This window comes from Methanosarcina baltica (assembly GCF_055394095.1).
The window spans coordinates 2,718,157-2,742,212 of record NZ_AP042463.1; the positions used below are offsets into that span (position 1 = coordinate 2,718,157).

Annotated in this window: 24 protein-coding genes; 10 read left to right on the forward strand and 14 right to left on the reverse strand. The window is 45.0% G+C overall.

Going from position 1 to position 24,056, the window contains the following annotated elements; genetic code table 11:
* Positions 1–361: 361 nt before the first annotated feature.
* From ACZ5QV_RS11990 to ACZ5QV_RS12000, 3 genes are all read right to left on the reverse strand, one after another.
* Positions 362–898 carry an acyltransferase gene (locus tag ACZ5QV_RS11990; protein WP_464600021.1) on the reverse strand — a complete coding sequence of 179 codons (537 nt, stop codon included), beginning with the start codon at positions 896–898 and terminating at the stop codon, positions 362–364.
* A gap of 486 nt (positions 899–1,384) precedes the next feature.
* Positions 1,385–2,503: a glycosyltransferase family 4 protein gene (locus ACZ5QV_RS11995; RefSeq protein WP_464600022.1), complete on the reverse strand. Its 1,119-nt coding sequence runs from the start codon at positions 2,501–2,503 to the stop codon at positions 1,385–1,387.
* 486 nt (positions 2,504–2,989) lie between these two features.
* Positions 2,990–4,117 carry a glycosyltransferase family 4 protein gene (locus ACZ5QV_RS12000; RefSeq protein WP_464600023.1) on the reverse strand — a complete coding sequence of 376 codons (1,128 nt, stop codon included), beginning with the start codon at positions 4,115–4,117 and terminating at the stop codon, positions 2,990–2,992.
* 159 nt (positions 4,118–4,276) lie between these two features.
* Between ACZ5QV_RS12000 and ACZ5QV_RS12005 the strand changes: the two genes are divergently transcribed.
* From ACZ5QV_RS12005 to ACZ5QV_RS12035, 7 genes are all read left to right on the forward strand, one after another.
* On the forward strand, positions 4,277–5,398 hold the full coding sequence (locus tag ACZ5QV_RS12005; protein WP_464600024.1) for a glycosyltransferase: 1,122 nt from the start codon (positions 4,277–4,279) through the stop codon (positions 5,396–5,398).
* Positions 5,399–5,599: 201 nt separating this feature from the next.
* Positions 5,600–8,092 carry an oligosaccharyl transferase, archaeosortase A system-associated gene (locus ACZ5QV_RS12010; protein ID WP_464600025.1) on the forward strand — a complete coding sequence of 831 codons (2,493 nt, stop codon included), beginning with the start codon at positions 5,600–5,602 and terminating at the stop codon, positions 8,090–8,092.
* Positions 8,093–8,347: 255 nt separating this feature from the next.
* Positions 8,348–8,857, forward strand: coding sequence for a LeuD/DmdB family oxidoreductase small subunit (locus ACZ5QV_RS12015; RefSeq protein ID WP_464600026.1), 510 nt, complete (start codon positions 8,348–8,350; stop codon positions 8,855–8,857).
* A gap of 459 nt (positions 8,858–9,316) precedes the next feature.
* Entirely contained in the window at positions 9,317–9,469 is a 153-nt protein-coding gene (locus ACZ5QV_RS12020) for a hypothetical protein (RefSeq protein WP_464600027.1), read from the forward strand.
* Between the two features lie 28 nt (positions 9,470–9,497).
* Positions 9,498–10,361: a DUF7714 family protein gene (locus ACZ5QV_RS12025; protein ID WP_464600028.1), complete on the forward strand. Its 864-nt coding sequence runs from the start codon at positions 9,498–9,500 to the stop codon at positions 10,359–10,361.
* 22 nt (positions 10,362–10,383) lie between these two features.
* Positions 10,384–10,941, forward strand: a complete 558-nt coding sequence (locus ACZ5QV_RS12030; RefSeq protein ID WP_464600029.1) for a manganese efflux pump MntP — start codon at positions 10,384–10,386, stop codon at positions 10,939–10,941.
* A gap of 72 nt (positions 10,942–11,013) precedes the next feature.
* Positions 11,014–12,003, forward strand: coding sequence for an isocitrate/isopropylmalate dehydrogenase family protein (locus ACZ5QV_RS12035; protein WP_464600030.1), 990 nt, complete (start codon positions 11,014–11,016; stop codon positions 12,001–12,003).
* A gap of 713 nt (positions 12,004–12,716) precedes the next feature.
* On the opposite strand, the gene ACZ5QV_RS12040 is transcribed toward ACZ5QV_RS12035, so the two are convergent.
* From ACZ5QV_RS12040 to ACZ5QV_RS12090, 11 genes are all read right to left on the reverse strand, one after another.
* On the reverse strand, positions 12,717–12,863 hold the full coding sequence (locus tag ACZ5QV_RS12040; protein ID WP_464600031.1) for a hypothetical protein: 147 nt from the start codon (positions 12,861–12,863) through the stop codon (positions 12,717–12,719).
* A gap of 180 nt (positions 12,864–13,043) precedes the next feature.
* On the reverse strand, positions 13,044–14,393 hold the full coding sequence (locus tag ACZ5QV_RS12045) for an FprA family A-type flavoprotein (protein WP_464600032.1): 1,350 nt from the start codon (positions 14,391–14,393) through the stop codon (positions 13,044–13,046).
* 333 nt (positions 14,394–14,726) lie between these two features.
* Positions 14,727–15,218, reverse strand: coding sequence for a ferritin family protein (locus tag ACZ5QV_RS12050; RefSeq protein ID WP_464600033.1), 492 nt, complete (start codon positions 15,216–15,218; stop codon positions 14,727–14,729).
* Between the two features lie 51 nt (positions 15,219–15,269).
* Positions 15,270–15,857, reverse strand: a complete 588-nt coding sequence (afpA, locus tag ACZ5QV_RS12055; protein WP_464600034.1) for an archaeoflavoprotein AfpA — start codon at positions 15,855–15,857, stop codon at positions 15,270–15,272.
* Between the two features lie 34 nt (positions 15,858–15,891).
* Complete coding sequence (locus tag ACZ5QV_RS12060; protein WP_464600035.1) at positions 15,892–16,554, reverse strand: flavodoxin family protein; 663 nt, start codon at positions 16,552–16,554, stop codon at positions 15,892–15,894.
* Between the two features lie 169 nt (positions 16,555–16,723).
* A complete protein-coding gene (locus tag ACZ5QV_RS12065) occupies positions 16,724–18,139 on the reverse strand; it encodes a multiheme c-type cytochrome (protein ID WP_464600036.1) in 1,416 nt (471 codons plus the stop codon).
* A gap of 310 nt (positions 18,140–18,449) precedes the next feature.
* Entirely contained in the window at positions 18,450–18,827 is a 378-nt protein-coding gene (locus ACZ5QV_RS12070) for a desulfoferrodoxin family protein (RefSeq protein WP_464600037.1), read from the reverse strand.
* 493 nt (positions 18,828–19,320) lie between these two features.
* Positions 19,321–19,668 carry a carboxymuconolactone decarboxylase family protein gene (locus ACZ5QV_RS12075; RefSeq protein WP_464600038.1) on the reverse strand — a complete coding sequence of 116 codons (348 nt, stop codon included), beginning with the start codon at positions 19,666–19,668 and terminating at the stop codon, positions 19,321–19,323.
* A 259-nt stretch (positions 19,669–19,927) separates the two neighbouring features.
* Complete coding sequence (locus ACZ5QV_RS12080; protein ID WP_464600039.1) at positions 19,928–20,173, reverse strand: DUF2180 family protein; 246 nt, start codon at positions 20,171–20,173, stop codon at positions 19,928–19,930.
* Complete coding sequence (locus ACZ5QV_RS12085) at positions 20,160–20,390, reverse strand: DUF2180 family protein (RefSeq protein WP_464600040.1); 231 nt, start codon at positions 20,388–20,390, stop codon at positions 20,160–20,162. The genes ACZ5QV_RS12080 and ACZ5QV_RS12085 overlap by 14 nt, the downstream gene beginning before the upstream one ends.
* A 103-nt stretch (positions 20,391–20,493) precedes the next feature.
* The gene (locus ACZ5QV_RS12090; RefSeq protein WP_464600041.1) at positions 20,494–20,622 is read right to left on the reverse strand and encodes a desulfoferrodoxin FeS4 iron-binding domain-containing protein; all 129 of its coding nucleotides are present in this window, start codon (positions 20,620–20,622) and stop codon (positions 20,494–20,496) included.
* A gap of 522 nt (positions 20,623–21,144) precedes the next feature.
* Here ACZ5QV_RS12090 and mer point away from each other — a divergent pair.
* The 3 genes from mer (at position 21,145) to ACZ5QV_RS12105 (ending at position 24,014) form a co-directional block, all read left to right on the forward strand.
* Complete coding sequence (gene mer, locus ACZ5QV_RS12095) at positions 21,145–22,131, forward strand: 5,10-methylenetetrahydromethanopterin reductase (RefSeq protein WP_464600042.1); 987 nt, start codon at positions 21,145–21,147, stop codon at positions 22,129–22,131.
* A 291-nt stretch (positions 22,132–22,422) separates the two neighbouring features.
* Entirely contained in the window at positions 22,423–23,454 is a 1,032-nt protein-coding gene (gene fpoF / locus ACZ5QV_RS12100) for a F420H2 dehydrogenase subunit FpoF (protein ID WP_464600043.1), read from the forward strand.
* 41 nt (positions 23,455–23,495) lie between these two features.
* Positions 23,496–24,014, forward strand: coding sequence for a nicotinamide-nucleotide adenylyltransferase (locus tag ACZ5QV_RS12105; protein WP_464600044.1), 519 nt, complete (start codon positions 23,496–23,498; stop codon positions 24,012–24,014).
* Positions 24,015–24,056: the final 42 nt, after the last annotated feature.

Below are 24,056 nucleotides of genomic sequence, written 5' to 3' on the forward strand. Positions count from 1 at the left end.
CACGCCTTCGATGGTTTACATGGCATTAGCGGTTTTCCGTATTGGTTTTTTACGTAAACTAACATGGAGTTAACCTCCTTTTTTTGGAGTTATGCTTATTCGGACTTGTTGGAGTCAATTCCGGAATTTGGCTTCCTCTCGATCTGATACTGAAAGGTTTGTATGATGCAAGCACTGTCCCTACCTCTCAGGACTATTATAAACTGCATCCTTAGAGCCTGAAACTGAGGCGGCATTCCAGGGTAACTAAATTCTTTCGTATCGGCCGATCTTGTAAAACTCCTCAATTGGGGGTCTGGTCAACCAGGGCACATTACATTCCTGTCATTTTAGTGGCGGGTAGTTGATTTATTAATATTTTTTAGACTAACACCTTTTTTAATATTTTAGCTGGATTGCCTGCTATAATTAGATTACCTTCTGGGAAGGATTTTGTTACCACAGACCCAGCACCGACTATAGTATTGTCTCCAAGTTCAACTTTAGGGAGGATCATTGCATTCATCCCAATCCAGCAATTTTTTCCTATTGTTACGGGCCCGAATTTTCCATTTTTTGATAAATCATAAAAATCATGATTTGCAGTAATAATCCCTACATTATTAGAAATTAAGGTTCCTTTTCCAATTTTTATTGGATAATATGCCTGAAAGTAGGAACCATTCATTTGAAAGTTATTTAAGCCATCTATATGAAAATCGATGTTTTTTGGAATCGCAACTCTTGTTGTAGGGCTGCTGACAGGGAATGGAACCTTTGGGTTAATTTGTAGTATTTTCTGAAAAAATATCCCTCGTAGTATCCAATCAGCACGTAATTTTTTAGAGTTCAAATATTTCTTGTCATAAAACAATGGGAATACTAAATATAATATTTTTTTGATCATTTTAGCAATCATTTTTGTCACCAATTATGAGTTACGCAGTTGGCTCTCTACATACTATTTTTTAACAACACCATAAACCCTATATTCGGCAGGTTAACATTAAAATTTGATAATCTTTATTGATGGCGTTTTTAATACAATCCTCCTAATCAAAAATATTAATAATGGTTTACATATGTCCCAAATTACGATTCATATTTAAATAGGAGCACATGTATAGGATTGTATATGTTGGACTTTATTTTAGAAATATGGCAAAAAATGGTATCATGAGAAAGGATGTAGAATCTGCAAAGTACCTGCCGAAAGCAGGTTGCATCAAAATACAAGGGCAATAACCCAATATAATTCTGGGTTCTTCATCGTTCTCTGTGGGTAAGATGGAGTAATTAAAGACCGTGTTGGTTTTTGTAAGATATAGCCACTCAAAAAAGCGAGGAGTTTAATTCTAAAAACCAAACCTGTGTGAGTATAATTATGATACAGCTCATTGGCAAATTATAAGCGTTCATAAACGTTTAACAATTTTTTTTCCATATTTCCCCAATTATATTTAGTTTCAACAGCTATTTTTCCTTTAGAACCCATTTCTTCTGATTTCCTTGGATTTTCTAATAAATAGAGAATATTTTCAGAAATTTTTTCTATATCTTCAGGATCTATCAGCAACCCACATCCTGATTCTCTGACTATTTTTCCCATTGCAGGTAAATCACTTGCAAGCACCGGTTTTCCACATGCCATATATTCAAATAGTTTTAAGGGATAAGCTGTTTTTTTGAACCTTTTTGTTGGATACAAAAGTATTGAACCTATTTTTGAGATTTTAACATATTTCGGGATTTCTTTATGGGGGATGAATCCAAGATATTCAACGTTTTTGTCCATATTATTTTTTTGGATGTATTCAAAGCATTTGTTTTTGAATTGATTTGTTTCAAAATTGCCAATAAGGAGTAATTTTGTTGAAGGACGTTTTTTTGAAACTTTATTGATTGCCTCAATAAGGTTCATAATTCCTCTTTCTTCAGCCAACCCCCCTACATATATAATTATATCATCCTCTTTATATTTCCTTTCAATAGAATAATCCTCATTTTTTTTAAATACTTGTAATGATGGCAGGTTGATTATTGGGTGGACATTTTCATTAAAATGACTATATCTTTTTGCGATTCCTTCATCTGCTGTGATAATTGCATCAAAAGAGTGGCAGAATAAAGGTTCTATGAAATACAGAAGAAACATAAAAAATACTTTTCTCTGAAAACTCATGTCGGGCAATTTGTCAACATAATATTCATGAACATCATAAATAACTTTTCTCCTTTTCAAGAATTTTAGATATACAGCTGCAGGTAAAGATTCAGGTTCATGAAAGTGGTATACATCTGCATTTATGTCTATTGCATTATTCAGTAATTCACTTAATAATTGTAAGTATTGTTTTGGGTTTACTTTTTTATCAATTCCTATGATTTTTATGCCGTCTACTTCATCGATGATTTTTTCATCTGTGTGACCCAAAACACTCACATCATACCCTGCTTTTTTAAGACTGACTGCTTCCTTATAGAATATGCGGGCATCAAGAGGTTGATGATTTGTAGACATCATACAAATTTTATTCATTTTTCTCCCTGACCTTGATCTTCAACTTAAAAATTAATTTTTGGCATTTTGTGTTTCTATTACTTCTGGAGCCCAAGTTTGACAGATCTCTTTAATTAATAGAGTATTTTGTCACAAAAAACGCATTGTATAGGCACAATGTTCATTTAAATCTGCAATATTTCTCAATAAATCTAAATTACAATAAATAAATATGGTTGTATGGCAAAAACAGAAGCATGAAGCCCATCTATACATTTAAAAATGTATGCTTCTGTCAAATTAGGGCTGAAGTGCGGATGGTCAAGAATACCCCGCCCTTCAGAAGCTGCCCGATAATTACTACCAATAATAACGGAATTCTTTTCTTTTCGATTTAAAGGCTTTAAATGCCTTATTTTATACATGTTTTTGCCCTGAAATTGAATTATCGGACAGTCTGTTTAGGGTGGGGTGGCCGCATTTAATTTGATTTTGATAAACATATAATGCTCATATATCCTCGTATAATTTAAATAATCTTTTTTCCATATTTTCCCAGTTGTATTCTGTTTCAACTGCCTGTCTTCCGTTTTCTCCCATTTGTTTTGCATCTTCCGGGTGTTCTAAAAGCCAGATAATCGAATCGGCAATTTCCTGGATATTGTTTGGATCTACTGACAAACCACATTTTATTTCCGATATCAGTTTCGAATTATACTTGAAATTGCTCATTACGACTGCTTTTCCGGAGGCCATATACTCAAATAATTTCACGGGTATGGCCAGTTCATACCTTGGGTTTGGTTGAAGTAACCCGATGGCAACGGAAGCGTTTTTCATGTATTCTCCAACTTTGTCGTGAGAAACATGACCTGTAAAGGTTATATTCTCTTCCAGGTTATGACTGTGGTAATAATCCATCACTTCTTTTTTATATTCAGGATGAATAAAACCGCCCACAAAGGTCATTTTAGCACCTGGAATTTTTTCAAGTACTTTTTCAAAAGCCATTATTGTTTCAAGTGTGCCCCTGATTTTTGTCAGGCCGCCAACATAGATTACGTTATTTCTTGAATTTTCAATACTGGAGTCATTTTTTTCAAAAAATTCAAGTTTTGGATAATTGGAAAGAACACAGACATTTCTATTGATTTTTTTAAATATTTCTTTGAGAACTTCATCAACCGTTACGATGTAGTCTGCAAGAAACTTTGAAAGCGATTTTTCCCCAGTATCACATATAAAAAAAACTGGCACCCTCAGGAAATCAGGAAATATTCTATCTTCAGCTATCAAACTCGGATAATGTTCATGGGCATCATAAATCAGTTTTTTTCGCCTGATTACTTTTAACAAAGAACAGATAAAAAGAGATCCGGGTTCATGACAGTGGTAGACATCACAGTCCTGCTTCATCCCCTCGATAAAAACACGCAGCATGGTTAAGGGGTGCAAAACTTTTGATTCCGGCCGTTTTACAGTGACGATGTTTATCCCATCAACCTTTTGATTACTTTTTGAATCAAAGGGGGCCACCACTGTCACGGAGTGCCCTGCCTTTGCAAGGGATTTTGATTCTTTATGGAATATCCGTGAATCGAATGGAGGATGTACTGTGGTAAGCATACATATTTTCATGATTATTCCCGGAATTCTGTGCACTCTCAGGCAGATTCTATTTTATTTTCTCACAAAATAAAAGAGCATTCTTTATATTAGGAATTCCTATTTCAAAACTAGTCCATAATATTAATATTGATTGGTGTTTATTCACTCAATAAACAGGAAAAATTCAGCATGAACCAGTTATTTCTCTTAACCTGTATTGTTACAGCATTACCGGTCTTTGTATATCTGATATACATAAGCGTAGCTTTTACCTCCAGGCCAGAAAATATAAAACACCTGAAGTCTCTCCCAAAAGTCAGTATTGTAATCCCTGCCTACAACGAGGAGCTGGTACTCCCAACCCACATCGATAACCTGGCCGAAATATATCCGAAAGACAAACTGGAAATCATCATCTCCAACGATGGCTCCTCGGATAATACCGAAAAAGTAACCAGAGAAGCCCTCGAAAGAAACTCCGTAAACGGCAGGGTCATAACAAATCCCAGGAGCGGCGCAAATAAGGCCATAAACCGGGGAATCGCAGAGGCCTCCTCCGACATAATAGTAATCACAGGCGCTGATGGCCGCTTTGACAAAGATACCATACCCGACCTTGTAAGTGTCCTTTTGAGCAGGGATGACATCGGAGCGGTCTCCGGAGATATCGTGCCTCTTTCAAAAGGAGATACCCTATTTTCAAAATCCGAATCTGCATACCGTTCAATCTACGGGAAGATCTGTGTCTGGGAAAGCAATGTCCATTCGACCTACTGCTTAAACGGAGCCGTAGTAGCCTTTAAAAGAGATGCATCTCCCTCCCTCCATGCCCGAAAAGGGGCAGATGACGCAAGCAGGGGCCTTTCAATTATACGAAGCGGATACAAATGCAAGTACGTACCCTCGGCCAAATTTTACGAATACGTCCCCTTTGAGTTTAAGGAACAGAGAAAACAGAAGGTCAGGAGAGCCACAAGGCTCATGGAAGCGACCTTTATGAACTTGGATCTCATTTCTCCGAAGTACGGAAAATTTGGCCTGCTCGTTCTTCCCCTGAGATTTTTGATGTTCTTTGTCGTGCCTTCCGCATTTTTCCTGGCAGTTATACTCTGGACCCTGTACCTCGCATCAATTGACCTACTTTATGCGGCAGGCCTTCTCGGGCTTATTATCCTGGCAGTGCTCTCGGGAAGTCTCAAAACAAACATGGTCTCCTCCTTCATAATATACCAGGGCTATCTTTTTTTCGGACTATTAAATATGGGCAAGGATGTACACACCTGGGAACCAAACAAAAGGGAAAACAGTTAAGCTTAGAGGGAATGGATCTCAGATAAATTTTCAATAAGTATTATATGAGAGAATAGTAATTTATAATCAAGTTAACTTTATTCTCGATATGTTTTCAATTTTTATGAAATTAAATGATTATAACTAAAAGTAAAGCAAAGATATTATATATCGTTCATTATATTAATATTGTTATGACATTGAACTCAAAGAGTGTATCCCATGAGTGAAGAGAGCAAAAAACCAAACAATCTCCTCGGGAGTCTCCCCTACTTTGCAGGAGTCCTTATTTCCTTCTTTGTAGCTTTCTACATCCGGACTCTTCCTAAAGCGGGGGTTTTCCTTTCAAATGGCTTTGTAAGGTTCGGAGGAAACGACCCCTGGTATCATCTGAGAAACGTGGAATCGATCCTGCACAACTTCCCTCATATGCTCTGGTTTGACGCATACACCCATTATCCATACGGGACCAATCAGGTTTTTGCTCCCCTCTATGATATGTTTCTTGCAGCAGTCATCTGGGTGCTTGGAGCAGGAAACCCGGGCCAGGACCTGATCTATAAAGTCTGCGCCTACTGGCCGTCTTTTCTCGGGGCCCTTGTGTTAATCCCCACCTACTTTGTTGCAAAATGGATATTTGATGACAGGCGTATCGGACTGCTGGCCGTAATTATCCTCGCGGTCCAGCCGGGACAGTTTTTTTCAAGGGCAATAATCGGGTTCAATGACCACCACATTGCCGAAACCCTGCTCAGTACGGTTACCGCAATGTTTTTTGTGATGGCCCTAAAAAAGGCAAGCAGTTCCGGAATTTCATTTGAAAAAATAAAAAACAAGGATTTTGGAGTTTTAAAACCGGCCCTGCCTTACCTATTGCTTACGGGAATTTCCCTCGGAGCCTATGCCCTTGCCTGGAAAGGGGCACTCTTTTTCGCCTTCATCCTCGGAGTATACCTCACAGTCCAGCACATGTTTGACCATCTGAAAGGAAAATCAACCGAATACCTGGCAATATCCGGGATGATAGTCTTTGCAGTCGCCCTTTTGATGATAATGTTTACCCCTTACCTTGGGGGTACAAAGGGAATGTACATAAAAGGGCTTTTTGCAGGAATCCTCGCCTTCCCAGCCCTTACCGGAATCTCTTTCTACATGAATGAGAAGAAACTTCCTAAATTCTACTATCCCATCGTACTGCTGGTGCTCTTTGGGGCAGGGGTATTTCTCGCAAAACTTTTCTCTGCATCCGTGTACGGTCTTATATTAAGCGTGTTCAGCTATTTCATGCGTACGGGAGGAGCCCTCACAGTTGCCGAAGCGTCCCCCTTCTTTGGAAGAGTAGGAGACCCGCTCTGGGACAATTTTGCCCTTGGAGGATATGTGGTATTCCTGGGCCTGGCCGTCCTGGCATATGAAGCTTTCAAAAAGAACAGTCAGGAGAAGAACTTTCTCTTTATATGGACTTTGATGATCTTCTGGGCAATGCTCCAGCAGAACCGTTTTGCCTATTATTTTTCGGTAAACGTAGCTATCCTCTCGGCATACGTAGGGATGATGATCGCAGACTGGACAGGCCTTAAAACCCTTGGAGCTGACTTCAGGGCAAAGGTCAAAACCGCGGCAGAGATTCCGGATTTCATCCAGAAAAACATCAACACAAAAAAGATCCTTTCAATCCCGATCTTATTGATTATCGTACTGGCCCTTGTAATCCCAAGCTACGGCCTTGCTATGGGGTACACTCAGGGAACAGGTGGCCCCAACGGTCAGTGGATAGAGTCCCTGACCTGGATGCGCTACAACACTCCGGATCCTGGCCTTGATTTCTATGAAAGTTATGAAGCCCCTGCCGACGGTGAACTTTATCAGTATCCGGACACGGCCTATGGCGTCATGTCCTGGTGGGACTACGGCCACTGGATTGAAGTAATTGGTAGAAGAATTCCGAACGCAAATCCCTTCCAGCAGGGAGTAGGAGGGCGCAGAAACAGCCTTGAGGAAGAAAACCAGCCGGGTGCGGCCACTTTCTTCACGGCCCAGTCCGAAGAAGAGGCAACAGCCGTCCTCGAAGCAGTCCACCCTGATCCCGACAAGGCAGGCGCTCGTTATGTAATTTCCAACGGGAGAATGGCAACGGAAATATACATGGCAATGGCCGCCTGGACTCTGGATGAGGAGGGGTACGTACAGCAGGTATGGGTCGGAGACCACTACGAAACTATCTGGCCCCAGACCATGCGCTACTACAATTCCATGGAATCAAGGCTGCATATTCTGGACGGAAACGGGCTGAAACAGTATCGTATGGTCCATGAGTCCTGGGGAGCAGCCCGAAATGAAATATATTACAAGCAAATCTATAATGTTGTACACGGAGGGAACATCCCCGAGGTGGAGACCGGATTTGTCAAGATCTTCGAGTATGTGGAGGGAGCCAGAATAAAAGGCGTGGCATCTCCAGATGAAAAGGTTACGATAAGCACAACCATACTGACCAGTCAGGCCCGGACTTTCGAGTATTCCCAGTCAACAGGCGCTGACGCTTCAGGGAATTACGAATTTACCGTACCCTATTCAACCGAAGGCCCTATCTCCGGAGAAACCCAGTTTGATATAGCTCCCACAGGCCCTTACGTTGTGAGTTACGGGAACACGACAAAAGAAGTGAGAGTCAATGAAGAAGCCGTACTGAACGGCGAGGAGATAAAAATTTGAGCGCAACCCTATGCGTTCATTTTTTTATTTACTCTTCTTTTTTCCTTCTTCTAATCTCTTTTTCGTATTTCTCCTTTCGTTGTTTTTCTTTCCTGCCTCTCCTGTTCGTATCTGTTCTGCCTCTACGGTTTCGGTTTTGTCTTTGGCTTCGGATCTTATTCCGGTCCCTGTATCAGCTCCGATTTCGAGTCAGGGTGCCTGCTGCATCCGCTAGCTACAAATACCATTAAAAAAACTTAAATTTCAGGTGAAACAATGAAAAACCTGATAAAAGGCCGAATCTGGATTTTTGGGGATGACATCGACACCGATGTGATCATCCCTGGCAAGTATCTGAGGACCAAGGACATGCAGGTCTTCGCGGCTCATGCTCTGGAAGGAATCGACCCAGAGTTCTCGAAAAAAGTAAAGGAAGGGGACATCATAGTCGCAGGCAACAATTTCGGCTGCGGCTCCTCAAGAGAACAGGCCCCACTTGCCCTTAAATACGCAGGCGTGAGCTGTGTTGTTGCAAAGTCCTTTGCCCGGATCTTTTTCAGAAACGCAATCAATGTGGGGCTCCCTCTCATGGAAGCCAGTGTTGAGTGCGCGGAAGGGGACGAAATCGAAATCGACCTTATCGAAGGAAAGGTCAGGGCCGCCGATGGGAAAAACTTTAAGGGAAACAAACTCCCGGACTTCCTGCTTGAAATCCTGCAGGACGGGGGACTTGTGGCCCACAGGAAAAAGTTACAGGAGCAGCAGAAAGAGGCTTTAAGCAGCTAAGGGATGGGAAAAATAATACAAGTATTTTTGTTTACCATTCCTTAACCACGGAAAAGCACGGAAGGACATGGAAACCGGCCTGATGGCCGGTGAGTATTTTGGATCCCCGAGTTTCGCTTCGGGAGCACGAGGTCCTTTTCGGGAACTACGCCCCCTCAAGAGGACAAAAAAATGCCCGAGAAACCGTAATTATCGTCTTCCTGCATTCTTTTTCCGTGCTTTTCCGTGTCTTCCGTGGTTTGAATGCACACACACCAAACATCCCCTCACACAAAAACACAACATGTATGAGTATGAAGCAATTCCCAAAATAAAACTTGAAATTATATTTTCACCATTCCTAAACAACACCAGAACAACCTTAAATATCGTCTTCCGGCCTTTCTTTTTCCGTGTATTCCGTGTCTTCCGTGGTTTGAATGCACACACACCAAACACCCCCTCACACAAAAACACAACATGTATGAGTATGAAACAACTCCCAAAATAAAACCTGAAGTTATATTTTCATCATTCCTAAAGCGGTTAAAGCAAAAAGCAATTAAAGAAATTAAAGCAGTTAAAGCAGTTTTTGCTTCAACTCCAGAGCCAAAAAACGAATTGTCTCTGTGATAAACAACCCTAAAAATGGACGATCCTTATGATTTTTCCGGACGAATACAAATGTGTGGGGGTTTCAAAAGCCCTCCCTGAAGGTACAGAAGAACCCATATATTTTTTGACAGAGTACCTTGTCATCGAAAAAAATAGGCCTGATACAGGCAACACGGAATACTCCGTCTACCATGTGAAGAAAAGCGGGGATGGTCTTCTCCGCAAAGTCGAAGCTCTCGAACCGATAGCCACAGGAGAAGAGGTAGTAAAATACGATAAAGAGCTGAATATAAAAGACCGGGTCCTTCTTATCGAAACCGCCACAAAACTCTGCACCGGCAGGGTGAACACCGTCATCTTCACAGGCACGGACAAACACGTAACAATCGTCCACGAGCCGGACCCCTCAGGCATCCTTGAAATCGAGATCCTGGACATTGCACCCCCGGAACCCTCCTGGCTCACCCAGGTGGTGCGCAGGCTTGAAGTCAGTGGGATTTTTGGGGACCTCCAGGTAAGATTTACGGAAAATACTGTCAACCTGAGGCAGTTTGAGGGAGAAAACACAGTCTTTCCCTGCAGCTCCTCGGGACTTGAAGGAAAATGCCTGGACTCGGACGTGCTGACCGAAAACGGGCACCTCCTTGTGGGCTGTGAGATTTCGAAGTCCCTCTTCGAGATGCGCTTTCCTGACCTCGAATACACCTTTATGAACATCTGCCCCTTCAAGTCTGAAATCGTCGTGCCCACCGGCCCCTTTATCACCCGCTGTTGCAGGTCGGAGAAGTCGGGCTTTGTAAAGATCAACGGTTTTGAGGGAGTGATCGTGCACTGGGGAGCGTCTGAGTACCAGGTCTCGGAGGCTGTCCGGAAACTTGCGTTAAAGCTCAGGGAAGCGCAGTCCGAGTAATTCGGCAGGAGCAGTTCTCAGAATGCTTTTCCTGACAGACTTTCTGCTGGCGCTCGGCCTGGCCATGGACGCTTTTGCGGTCTCCATCTCAGGCGGGTCCACGGTAAAGCCGTTCCGCTTGAGCGACGCTTTTAAGATGGCAGTCTTTTTCGGGGGCTTTCAAGCCCTTATGCCGCTTATTGGCTGGCTTGCGGGAAACACGGTAAGCGACTTTGTCTCGGACTGGGCCCCCTGGATTGCTTTTGGGCTACTGGCCTTTATCGGAGGCAAGATGATCTACGAGGCCTTTTTCGGGGATGAGGAGGGAATTACTTCCCTAAGTTACTCCGTGCTTTTCCTGTTAGCCATCGCGACAAGCATAGACGCCCTGGCAGTCGGCGTCAGCTTTGCTTTTTTAAACACCCCTGTCCTTGTGCCGGTAATTATCATAGGCTGCGTGACCTTTATACTGTCTTTTTGCGGGGCATTTTTGGGTTACAGGCTGGGCCACTTCTTTGAACATGAGGTGGAAGTTCTCGGAGGGCTCATACTGATAGGGCTTGGAGGTAAAATCCTGGCCGAACATCTGCTCTGGTTTTGAGCTTCCGGGCCCAAAAAAGATACGTCAGTTTCATATACTCTCCCGTATTCACTTCCCGAAGAGGAGATAAAAATGAAGCTTGCTGTAATCGAAGGCGACGGAATAGGAAAGGAAGTGATCCCTGTGGCTGTGGAAGTCCTGGACGCTTTAGGGCTTGATATTGAAAAAGTGCCCCTTGAACTCGGTTACGCCCGCTGGGAGAGGACCGGAGACGCCATGACCGACGAGGATATGGACCTTATAAAAGAATGTGACGTGGTTCTTTTCGGAGCGATTACCACGGTCCCGGACCCGAACTATAAAAGTATTTTACTTACGATAAGGAAGGGGCTTGACCTCTATGCCAATGTGCGGCCCATAAAACCTCTGCCCGGGATCACCGGGGTGACAGGCCGGAGTGATTTTGATTTCGTGATCGTGCGGGAAAACACGGAAGGGCTTTACTCGGGGATCGAGGAACTGCACGAGGATGTAGCTTATACCCGGAGGGTTATTACCCGGAGAGGGTCCGAGAGAATCGCACATTATGCCTGTGAGCTTGCAAAAAAGCGGGATAACAGGCTGACCATTGTCCACAAGTCCAACGTCATAAAGGCCGATAAACTCTTCCTGGACGTTTGCAGGGAGACTGCTGAGGACTACGGGGTTGAGCACTCCGACATGCTCGTGGACGCGATGGCCTACAGCCTCATGAAACAGCCGGAAAAGTACGATGTGGTGGTCACAACAAATCTTTACGGAGACATCTTAAGTGACATGTCGGGAGCCCTTGTGGGAAGCATAGGGCTTTTGCCAAGCGCCAACATCGGAGAAAAGTACGCTTTCTTTGAGCCCGTACACGGGAGTGCACCGGATATTGCAGGGCAGGGCATTGCAAACCCGCTTGCTGCAATTCTTTGCGTAAAAATGCTGCTTGAATGGATGGGAGATTCCCGGGCTTCTCTGGTTGACGAGGCTGTGGGGCATGTGCTTCAAAATAAAATCATAACCCCGGACCTCGGAGGAAATGCCAGGACCACGGATGTGGGACATGCCGTGGCAGAATACATCCATTCTCGATGACTCTATTTTGAACCGTTTTAATGGAAGGGGTGTTATTCCCTTCCTGTTGATCTTTCTGTTATTCTGCTTAACCAGGAAGTAGAGAGTTGCTCTTCAAAGAGCTGAGTATTTAGATGATGATCTTTTGTAAGGAAGACCGACTTCCCCAGGTTTCTAGGTAAGGGATTCAGGGTTGTGTAGTTAACTTTTCAGTGTTTTTCGTGTTTAATAAAGCATTTTCAGAGCAGGTATTTTGATAGTTTCTAACAATTTCAAACTGTTCATAATACCGACTTCTTTTTACAAGTTCTTTAAAATAGTTATTCAAAATATTATCCCCTTTATATTTTTGGTTGTCTTTGTCTATCTGTATTCGATTGGCATTATTTTATTCAGTAGCCTGCCGGTTCACATCCTTAAATAGTACAGGGAATAATATAAGCATACTTTCAGCATTAAAGTCACAAAAAGAGTTATCAAAGGTAAATAAGCTTTAATATAGCTTCAATTACTTTATTAAGCATTAAAAATGCATTTAATACTTAATAAACCGATATAATCATTTTTTTCAAACAGGACAGGGGAAAGGCAGAATGGGATCTTTAAGCCTCTTTTTCCTTTTTTTGCTAAATTTTAAAATTGACCTGAAAATTAGCATAAAGAACCACGGATGGACACTGATTAAGGTCATCCGTGTTCATAAGAACGCAGCAGGAAACCCCTGAGGGTTTAACTCAGGGGTAGTTAGCAACAAGAGGTTTTAATTTTAGGTCAGGATTCCGGCCGGTCCGGACTTTTCCGGAAATTTGCATATCCCTGAAGCTTTCAAACTGTTCGTAGTAACGGGCCCTTTCGATCAATCCTTTAAAGAACTCTTCCATTGTTTACACCTCAATAGAATAAAGAATTTCAGGGTATATTAGGGCCCGCCAAGCTGAGTGAAAGTATTATTTTGTGAGAATGTTGAGAAATATTTGTGGAAATATTTGTGGAAATGTTGAAAATAAAGTAAAAAAAAGAAATTAGTGAAGGTCTGTAAAAATTTTTTTGGCAGGCCGGGTTTATTTCGGGGCCTGCTCCCCGCTTTTTGCCTTAGCCTTTGCGATTTCCGCAAGTTTTGCCCCGAGTTCCCTGCACTCTTTTAACTCGGCCTCATCCGGCCTGTGTTTGACCTGGAGGCCCGGTTCAAGGACTTCAACCCCCGCGTTTTTAAGTTCGGTTTCTATCGCTTTTACGGCCCCTCCGCCCCAACCATAGGAACCGAAGGCTGTGGCTGTCTTGTTTGTGGGGTGCAGCCCTTTTAAATAAGTAAGAAAGTCCCCCAGGGTTGGGAAGGGATTGTTATTCAGGGTGGGAGAGCCCACGGCAAAGGTTGCGGCCTCAAGCAGCTCTTTCATAATGTGGCTCCTGGTATTTTTTCTGAGGTGCAGGAGTTTAACCTCCACCCCCTCCTGGCGGCCCCCTTCCAGAACCTCCTTTGCCATGATTTCGGTGCTTTGCCACATGGTATCGTAGATTACCAGCACCTTTTCCTGAACCTCCCCCTTTGCCCAGGAGGCGTAGGCTGCAAGGACTTTTTCAATATCCCGTTTCCAGATTATCCCGTGGGAGGGCGCAATCTGCCGGAGGGGCAGGCCCATCTTCTCAAGCCTATCCAGGTGGCGCTGCACGGGGGCCCCGAAGGGCATGAGGATATTTGCGTAGTATTCGGTGGTTTCGGGCATAAGATCCCTAACCTCATAGTCATAGCGGGCTGAAGTTGCAATGTGCTGTCCGAAGGCGTCATTTGAAAAGAGGATTTCGTCTTCTTTTAAGTAAGTCTCCATGCTGTCGGGCCAGTGAAGCATGGTGGCTTCAAGGAAGAGCAGGGTCTTTCCTCCCAGCTTTAACTCGTCCCCCGTCCGCACGATTTCAAAGTCCCACGACTCACAGGAAGAACCATAGTAGCCTTCAGCTATGTCCCGACCCCTTTTCGTGATGAAGAGCTTTGGCTTTGCCCGGGTTCTGTGCAGAAACTCGACCAGGGCCCCGGAATGGTCCTTCTCCATATGGTTTATCACAAGGTAGTCCAGTTTTGAAGGGTCCATAATTTTTCGGATACGTGCGAGCATCTCCTCCGCATGTGAGGCTTTCACGGTGTCTATAAGAGCGGTCTTTTCGCCCACGACAAGATAGGAATTGTAGGTGGTCCCTTCCGGGGTAGCGTAGCCGTGAAAGTCCCGCCCGTTCCAGTCGATGGCCCCTACCCAGTAAACTCCTTCAGCAAGCGTTGTTTTACCTTTTATTTTTTCCTCGGGCTCTTCCTTCAGTACGGTTTTATTTTTTGTTTTTCCCCTTGCCTCATTTTCTGTTTCCCTACTCTCTGTTTTCCCACTCTCTGTTTTCCCATTATCCATTTCCCCACTCTTCATTTCCCCACCTTCTTCGACACCCGAGTTCCGCTTCGGGATCACAGGAAATCAAAGATTTCCTGGGAGTTGCGATGAAATCGCAACAGCACGGGGTCCGTTTCACTCGCTACGCTCGCTCAAGCAGACAAAAAAACGCCAGAGCAACCGTACTTGTCGTCTTCCTGCATTCTTTTTTCCGTGTGTTCCATGCCCGAGTTCCGCTTCGGGAGCACGGGGTCTGTTTCGCTCGTTTCACTCGCTCAAGCAGACTAAAATATTTTCGGTGTGTTCCGTGGTTTAAATGCACGCACCAAACATCTCCACCAGCGAAAAATCCTAAAAGTTCCGGAATTCTCAGGTCTGCATCCGGAATTCGGTCATACTTTCAAGGTAGTTATCGATCAGTTCATAGTGTTCCCTTTCGTACCCTGCCAGCATCTCAAAGAATTTTCTCCGGGATTCGTTCCCGGCCTGTTTTGCGAGTTCCGCGTAAAAATATTCACTTTTTCTTTCATGCCGCATGGCCGCGATGAGAACGCCGATGGTCCCTAGCTGGGTATCAGCCTGTTTAAACTCCGGAGTAAAAGACTGGGTCCCGGGAACTTTAGCTTCTTCATCCGGCAATTCCAGTTTTTCCCTGTAGGCTTTGAGGTAACCCAGGTGTTTGCTTTCTTCCTCTCCAAGGTAAGTATAAAGCTCCTTTAACTGGACATCATCTGTGGCCCCGGCTTTTTCCAGGTAAAAAGCCTTAGCATCCTTTTCCCGTTTACTCGCAAGGGCAATAGCTGCTTCAATTGTATCAAGTTTACTCACTTCTTCAATCACTTCTTTGAAAGTGTCTTCCATGCTCCAACCCTCCAATATAGTCTCTATCCAGGTGGACATTTTTCATATTTTTTAGGCATGTAGTGCGGCTTCCGGCCTTTCAAGCCCGACAATATCGTAGATCTCTAATGGATTTTGTAGCACCGTAATGTTTTCCATCTGTCCGAGTTTTTCGGAATTTGAAACGTCTACCTCCCTCATCCGGAGCTCAAAGGTTCTTCCGGTAGGAGATGCCGTTTTCACCGTTCCCCTCTTCTGGTCCACCGGCAGGATAAAGATCGGAGTCGAACCCTTGGCCGTCTGGGAAATCGCGTTTGTGACCAGGGTATCAGCAATCCCGGAAACGACCTTGGCGACAGAATTGGCTGTTGCCGGGGCGACCAGCAGAAAGTCGTAATACCCCATCTGAAGCGGGCCCGCGATAAACGGGGAATTGGGGCCGGCGTCCGTTTTGAAGTTGGGAAAGTCCTTCTGGATCCTGTCCCAGAGATGGTACCATTTCATCACGGTCTCTCCTTCCTTTGAGAGGAAGACCATGGTTTCAATGTTTGTCCTTTTCTTTATATCCGCCATGACCCCGTAGGTCTCAAGCATCTGGTCCCCGGAACCTGTGATGCCCCAGGCGATTCTTTTGATTTCCCTGCGCAATTTTTCAACCACAATTTACAACTCCTTGAATAAGTGTCAGATAAGCTTATTTTGACTTTCCGGACTCTGTTTCCTCGGGAAGGCCCGCGCGTTTTACGAGCAGGGTGGTTTCGATAAGTTTCCTGAGTGTTTTCCGAAGAGTCCTCATGCCCTCGGAGTCTTCGGAAACTCCCTCTGCTTTAAGATCCTTTGACCAGAAGGTAGCTCCGAAATTCGCCCCGAAGGACCCGCCTCCCACGGGGATCATTTCGTTGATTATGTAAAAATTCAGGATGGTCTGGATGGCGGGCTCCTGACCCCCTACCCGGTCCCCTCCGTTGGCAAGCCCCATCCCCACTTTGTTCAGGAAAACTTTTGGGTCCCGGGCGACCACGGCTCTACACCTGTCCAGCATCGTCTTGGTCTGGGCACTGACGTTTCCCTGGTAAACAGGGGTCCCGATGACCCAGGCATCGGCCCATATCATTTTTTCATAAAGTTCCGCCGCGATATCGTCTTTATGGACGCAGCCCTTTTTTTCCCGGACGCAGAAGTCACAGTGGATGCAAAACTCCAGTTTTTTTCCATTTGCGGAAAAATAATCGGTTTCTGCTCCGTATTTTTCCCTGGCAAGCTTTAAAGCCTCCCTGACCAGAAAATCGGTTGCTCCTTTCCTGGGGCTCCCTGAGATGCCCAAAATTTTCAAGCTATTGCTAGCAGATCCTTCCATAAAAACCTCAACCGGATACCCCGAAGTCTTTAGCTCAGGGTAGTTAACTTTCTTTTTTCCAGCTTTATCTAAAAATAAATGTAAAGTTAATTTCCCGTACCCCTCAAATTATCTTACGTGCCCCTTGATTATCTTACTTACTTCTACAATTATCTCCCGTACCCCTACATTATCTTACATGCCCCTTAATTTTTCTCAAAAGCATAAACACGCAGAGCACGCTCAGTATTTCAAAAGCCTCGAAGCCGGGAGTTGAAGCCTTTTTCTCCTCAGGATAGGTGGCCATATCGATCACGGGTACTTTATAGGTCCCCTCTTCGAAAAGGGCGTTTATGTGTTCCTGAGAGGCCGATCGGTAGTGGAGGGTTGCCGTTACACTTATCGGGTTTACGGCCCCCCCGGGCATAAGAAAGGAATGCTGCTCGAGCACGGAACTTTTAGGAGGAATCCTGTTGTCGGAAAGGATGCTTTCGGCTTCCCAGGCTTTAACTGTGGGCTGGCCTTCGGAATTGGCAAAGACTGTGTGGTACAGCGTCGTCCCGGAAGCAAGCTTTCCTTTTTCGTCCAGGCCTCCGGAATGGTAGAGTTCTTTGCCTCCTGCGTCCCGGACCGTCAGCTCAAGCCAGATTTCCCGGTCTTCCGTAACTCCTGTTGGGAGCATGTGTCCGGCCCCGGAGTTTGTGATCTCGACTTCCACGTCCACGGTCTCCCCGGCTTCCGCAGTTTCGGGAGCCAAAACGGCAAGGGTTGCGGCTTGCTCCAGGTACTCGATAGCTCTTTTCTCATGCCGGTTTTCCCCGAGCTCGTCCGTCACAAAGGCATTGGCGCCCACAAAGTAGTGGGTATAGACGTGTTCCCTGCCGGGACCGTTGGAGGCGACTTTTCCCGGGTTTGCCTCAAAGCCCACGATTCCCGGGGTCATGTGGCAGTCCTGGCACGACACTCCTTCTTCCGCATAGGGACTTTTCTCCCATTCCGTGTACGTGGCCGCAAGAGTCAGGTTATTGATCGGATGGTAGATGTTGTGGCACATCCCGCAGTAAGCGGATTCATCATAAAATTCATGACCCTCGATCCCGTGTGGCGGTGACACGTCCTCGCCAGCTCCCTTAAGAGGTGGTCCCCATTTTGTATTTCCGGGTTCCAGGACATAAGGGGCATTTCCGATACCCCCACTCTCGACCACAACGTGGCAGAAATCACACTGTACCCCTTCCATAGCGACCTCGCTCAGTCCCGAGCCGTCCATAGGAGGGATTTCTTCCGAAACTACTCCTATGGGTGTATGGCAGCGGGAGCAGAAAGTCCGGGGGAGTTCCTCAGTTTCCGCGGCTTCCCCGTATTCCTGCAGCATGGCCTGGTAAAAGAAATCCTCGTTTGAGTTCGAGTGCATGGACCCGTCCCATTGCCCGAAAATGTTTCCATGACAGGTCGAACAGAGGTTGGACTTTGAAAACTGGCCCGACCCAAAGTCTCCGGGCTCACTTTTCTCTGCTGTTACAAGGCCTCCCGTTAGCAAAAGCAGGACCGAAACAAGAGCTGTCAGGCAGGCCATCCCTTTCCGTATACCTTTATCTTTCGTCAAAATCCCCCCGGCGAAAAATTATAGTCCGAGCAATCGGTTTTTTCCGGACCGTACTTACCCTATATCCCCTGTAGAGTTGGCCGGCTTGGGATCTGGTCTATCTGCAATCTGGTGTATCGATTCCAAAATCAGAGAATAAACCACGGATAAACACAGATGGACACTGATGCTGCCTTCAATCCGTGTTTATTCGTGTCCATCCGTGGTTCTTTGCGTTGACCTACAGGCCTATTTTAAAGTCCACATTTATGGCAATAATTTGGAATCTCAGTACTGGAGTCAACCGGCCTGCAGTCCTACCAATCAGCAATTAGCTCAACTGTATTTCCATGAACTCTTCCCAGGCCCCATGGACATTGCAGTTTTCCAGAGCCTGCAGTTTGGCTTTTTTTCCTGCCAGGCTTTTATCGGTCTGCACCGTAAACGTGGCTTCAGCTTTTTTATTTCTCTTAGTTAGTTCGACTCTCTCAATTTTCTGACCGTTGAGGTAAAGTTCAATCCACTCAATGTAATGTTTTTCATCCATAACGTGGGGGATAAGTCCCACCTCAACAATCACATCAAAAGCTTCCCCTGCAGCGATAGATTTTGGAACATAGATTGCCGGAATATGCTTTTTCTCGCCTTCGGTCAGGTTTTTTGAGTCAACAGGTTTGTTAATTTTTTCTTTTATAGCAACTTCAGCCATTATCTGCCCACTCCCTTTTTACTGAAATCGTTTTCAAATCTCTGTTCAAGTAATATTTTTCGAAATTAATCCGGGTTCTTTTTTATAAGAACGCAGTAAAAAACCCCTGAATCTTTAGGAATGGCTGAAAAATAACTTCATATTTTCAGTCAGGAAATCATTTTATACCCATACAGGTTGTATTTTTGTTGATTGAGACATTTGGTGTGTGCATCCAAACCATGGAAAGTCACGGAAAAGCACGGGAAAATAATGCAGAAAGACGATATTTAAGGTTGTTCCGGCTTTTTTTAGTCTGCTTGAGCTCGCGAAGCGAGCGAAACGGACCCCGTGCTGTTGCACTTGCAGTGCAACTCCCAGTAAATCTTCGATTTACTGCGATCCCGAAGCGGAACTCGGGTGGTTAAGAAATGGTAAACAAAAATACTTGATATTATATTTGACCCATTCCTTAGTTCAGGGGTAGTTGACTTTCAACAAACTTTAGTTATTTTTACTTCAAAAGTTTCAGGGCATCCCTGCAAGCCGAAACTGCCGGAGCTCCCGAGGTTATGAAAATCACGTCCATTGTCTCCATGATTTCCTCTTTCGTGGCCCCGTTTTTAATGGCGCTTTTCATCTGGGATATGGCACAGGCCTCACATTGCTTGGACGCCACCACCGCAAGTGCAATCAGGATTTTCATCTTTGCCGGGAGGGCTCCATCAGTCAGGATCTTATGGTCACATCTCCTGTACTTCTGAAGGAATTCCGGGTCAAGTTCTCCCAGTGTTTCCAGGACGTGAGGGGTAAACCCCAATTTTTCACCTATACTGTCCACTATCTCTTTGTGTTCTTCCATTCTCTTTCCTCCACTCAACTCATTAAAAATCGATAATTAATAATTATTATAATATTATCCTATTTTTATATATAAATTATCCAGACCTCAAATTCTCCTGATCCGGAGGCCGGCCTGAAACAAGCATGCAGACCCCCCGGGCTTTTTGTCTCTGTATTAAACAGAAACCGTACTGAGCCTTTATTTTCCGGGCCCTCCATCAGTTAAAACATAGTGTATCAGTATGGATGGGGGTGTGGGTGTACCTGGCAAGAGCGGCTCAAGTACAGAAACCTGGGCCCAGGATCGTATCAACGCATTCCCGGCAGAGCATTCGGGAAAGCCCCTTTTTGAGCATTTTATGGGGCATCGGGTAACTCCCTTTCATGGGCATTTCCATGACCTTTACATGGTCCATGCAGAGTCCTTTCCCACAAACAATGCAGATGCTAACGGCTTCACTGTCCTTTCCTTCCTGCACACAATCATAGCATTTCAACATCCTGACCACCTCAACAGACCTCATCAAACATGCAGTTCTCCTTCAGGGCATCATGACACGATTTGCAGACGATTCGCTTGATGTGGTCGACGTCCGCTTTGAGCTCAATGGGATAGTCTCCCTCCCAGGCCGGAGTCTCCTCATGGATCAGGTGTTCCTGGCAGACCCCCATTCCGCATACGATACAGATCGCAAGCGCATCCGTATCCTTTCCTTCTTTGGCGCACATATAACATTTCATGTCCATTCCCCATGGTTTCCGGCCCGGGTTTTTCCAGCCCGGGCCCCCCAGTTTCAAAACAGTCCCTTCTACATTTTTAAAAAATTTTGTTTGTCTGCCTCACTTATTTTTCTTCAATGGGGACCATATCTTCCCCGCAACAGACAAGAGTCCCGCCTCCAACTTTTGTAACGGTCACTTCATTGCCGCAGATTTCACAGAGATATTTTTCTCCAACAGCCGATACTGCCATAAATTTCACCTCCTCTAAAATTATTATATAAATATATTTCCTGCAGCCTTCCGGAAACAGCTTCAAAGCATAGTTTTCCGGGCGGCTTTAGGCCATTCAATCTGTATTTTTCTGATTTCAATGGAAAATACACAAATTGCACATTCTATTTGGCAGAAGTACATATTATATATTATCAAGGACAATTTTTCAAAAAAGTACGTGGGCGGCATAACTTTTTGAAAATGTGGGCAGAGAATTAAGCTGAATTTTAAGCCATTTTATATTCCGGTCAAAACCGAAACCGCATGTATTATAAACAGAATTTATATATAATCAATTCAATCAAAACAATAATATATTACATGTTTAATGCAGTTAAATATATATAGATTATTAAATACAGTTATGTCAATTCCATACTCCAAATTATAATTAATGTCTTATTTGAAAAACGATATTGATTATAATCAGACAGTTATTCAACATAACTCTTTATTAAAATAAATTATTAGAATACAAATACTAAAGGAGCAATCAAAGATGAAGTTCGGAATCGAATTTGTACCTAGCGACCCGGTATTAAAGATCGCACACTATGCAAAACTCGCAGAACAGCAGGGATTTGACAACGTCTGGATCACTGACCACTACAACAACCGTGACGTGTACACCACCCTCACCGTGCTCGCTCTGAACACGAACAGCATCAAGATCGGGTCCGGAGTCACAAATTCCTACACAAGGAACGCTGCAATCACCGCATCAAGCATTGGTTCCGTTAACGAAATCTCCGGCGGAAGGGCCATTTTAGGTCTTGGGCCCGGGGACAAAGCAACCTTCGATGCCATGGGTGTCGAATGGGTCAAGCCCCTCGCAACCACCAGGGAAACCATCCAGGCAGTCAAAGGCTTCTTCGCAGGCGAAAAAGTTTCCATGGACGGCGACCAGGTCAAATTCGGCGGCGCAAAACTCGCTTTCAAGACCGGAGACATCCCAATCTACATGGGTGCCCAGGGCTCCAAGATGCTCGAACTTGCAGGTGAAGTCGCAGACGGTGTACTGATAAACGCTTCCCACCCCAAGGACTTCGAAGTCGCTGTAGAGCAGATCAAGAAGGGTGCAGCAAAGGCAGGTCGCGACCCCAAGGAAGTTGACGTTACAGCCTATGCATGTTTCTCAATTGACAAGGACCCCGCAAAAGCTGTCAACGCTGCAAAGGTAGTAGTTGCTTTCATTGTTGCAGGATCTCCTGACCTCGTCCTCGAACGCCACGGCATCGACGTAGCAGCCAAGGCCCAGATCGGAGAGGCAATCGCCAAGGGAGACTTCGGCGCTCTCATGGGCGGTCTTGTCACCGAACAGATGGTCGAAGCTTTCTCCATCTGCGGAACCCCCGATGACTGCGTAAAGAGAATCAAGGAACTTGAAGCCATCGGCGTAACCCAGGTCGTTGCAGGCTCCCCAATCGGACCTAACAAGGAAAAAGCAATAAAGCTTATAGGAAAAGAAATTATTGCCAAGCTCTAAGTTTTCCAAATTATTTTATTTGATAAAATAATTTGAAAATCTTTTAGCAACCATAACGGATTGCAATAATTCTTTAAAAAAATCATTTAAAAAATCATTTGAAGAGCGTTCTGGAAACATGTTTGAAAGTTTAAAAGCTCGAAAGTTTAAAAGCTCGAAAGTTTAAAAGCTCGAAAGTTTAAAAAAGCTTAAAAAACATGTTTCCGGAAACGTTTGAATATATTTTAAAAAACAGTTGCCTGTCAAGGCAGGATGTCAAGGCAGGAAATTCAAGGCACTGGAGGTTATTAATTGCCACCAAAAATTGCAGATATCATTGAGTACGACGTGTGCGCGGCCTGCGGTGCATGCGAGGCCGTATGTCCGATTGGAGCCGTAATCGTTAAGAGGGCGGCGGAAATCAGGGACCCGAATAACCCGGACCTTTACGAAAAAGGGGCCGCATTCCAGGCCTGTGAAGGTTGTCTTACCTGCAGCAGGGTCTGTCCGGTAGTTGATGGCTTCAAGGAAGACGAACTCGCAAATGTCCGGAAATTCTTTGCCGCAAAAGATGCAGCGTCAGTCGGCAGCCAGGACGGTGGAGTAACTTCCGCAATCGTAAAGGCTCTCTTTAAGAAGGGTGAAATCGACTGCGCCATCGGAATTTCCAGAAACGATGACTGGGAAACCGATCTTGTCATCATGACCAGCGCGGAAGATGTTGATAAGACCAGAGGGACCAAGTACACCTCGGACCCCTTACTCAGAGTCCTCAGGGAAGCCTTTGAAAAATACGAGCGGATCGCAGTTGTGGGCGTGCCCTGCCAGGTCCATGGGGCTCGTTTAATCCAGGAAAACTTCAACGAAAAGATCGTGATTATTATCGGGCTGCTCTGTATGGAGAGTTTCCATCATGATACCATGCTTGAGAAGGTCATCTCCGAGGTCCTGCAGGTCAATGCCAGTGATATCGTAAAGATGGAGTTTACCAAGGGCAAGTTCTGGGTCTACACCAGAGAAGGCGAAGTCCATAATGTCCCGATCAAGGACATTGCCCATTACGCCAGGAATCCCTGCCACAATTGCTGTGACTACACCTCGGCCTTTGCCGACATCTCGGTAGGATCCGTCGGAGCCCCGGACGGCTGGAACTCGGTCTTTATCAGGACGGATGCAGGCGAGAAATATTTCGATATGGTTAAAGAAGGGCTGGAGCTCATGGATGATCCCAAACCGGGTATGGACCTTGTCCAGAAACTCATCGGCCTGAAGCGCAAAGGCAACGTCGAGCATTATCTGGAAGTCTGTGAAAAGTTCTCCTTCCCCGGCGCGGGAATCCGTTGAATAAGAACTATTAAATAAGATCAGAGAGGTCAGGAGCCGGGATGACGCGCGCCTTTTACATCGGACGTTTTCAGCCGTACCATTTCGGACACCATAATGTGATCACGAGGATCGCAGAGGAAGTTGACGAACTGGTAATCGGGATTGGAAGTGCCCAGAAGAGCCACGAGCCCGGTGATCCGTTCACGGCCGGAGAACGGGTGCTGATGCTTAACAATGCTCTTGAGGAGCTCAGCATCCGCTGCTACGTAATCCCGATAGAAGATGTCAGGTACAACTCTATCTGGGTCCCCCACGTCGCCGCCCGGACTCCTCGCTTTGACGTCGTGTACTCTAACAATCCCCTTGTTCTCCAGCTCTTCAGAGAAGCCGGGTTTTGTGTGAAAGAGTCCCCCCTTTACATCAGGGACAAATATTCAGGGACCGAGATCCGGAAACGGATGGTCGAGGGAAAAAAGTGGAAACATCTGACCCCCCAGCCTGTGGTCGAGGTAATTGAGGAAATTGATGGGGTAACCCGCCTCAAAAACGTCACCGCAAACGACAACCTTTTTCTGTAACTTTTTTTCCTGTAATTTTTTTCCTGTGTTTTTCCCGTGGCC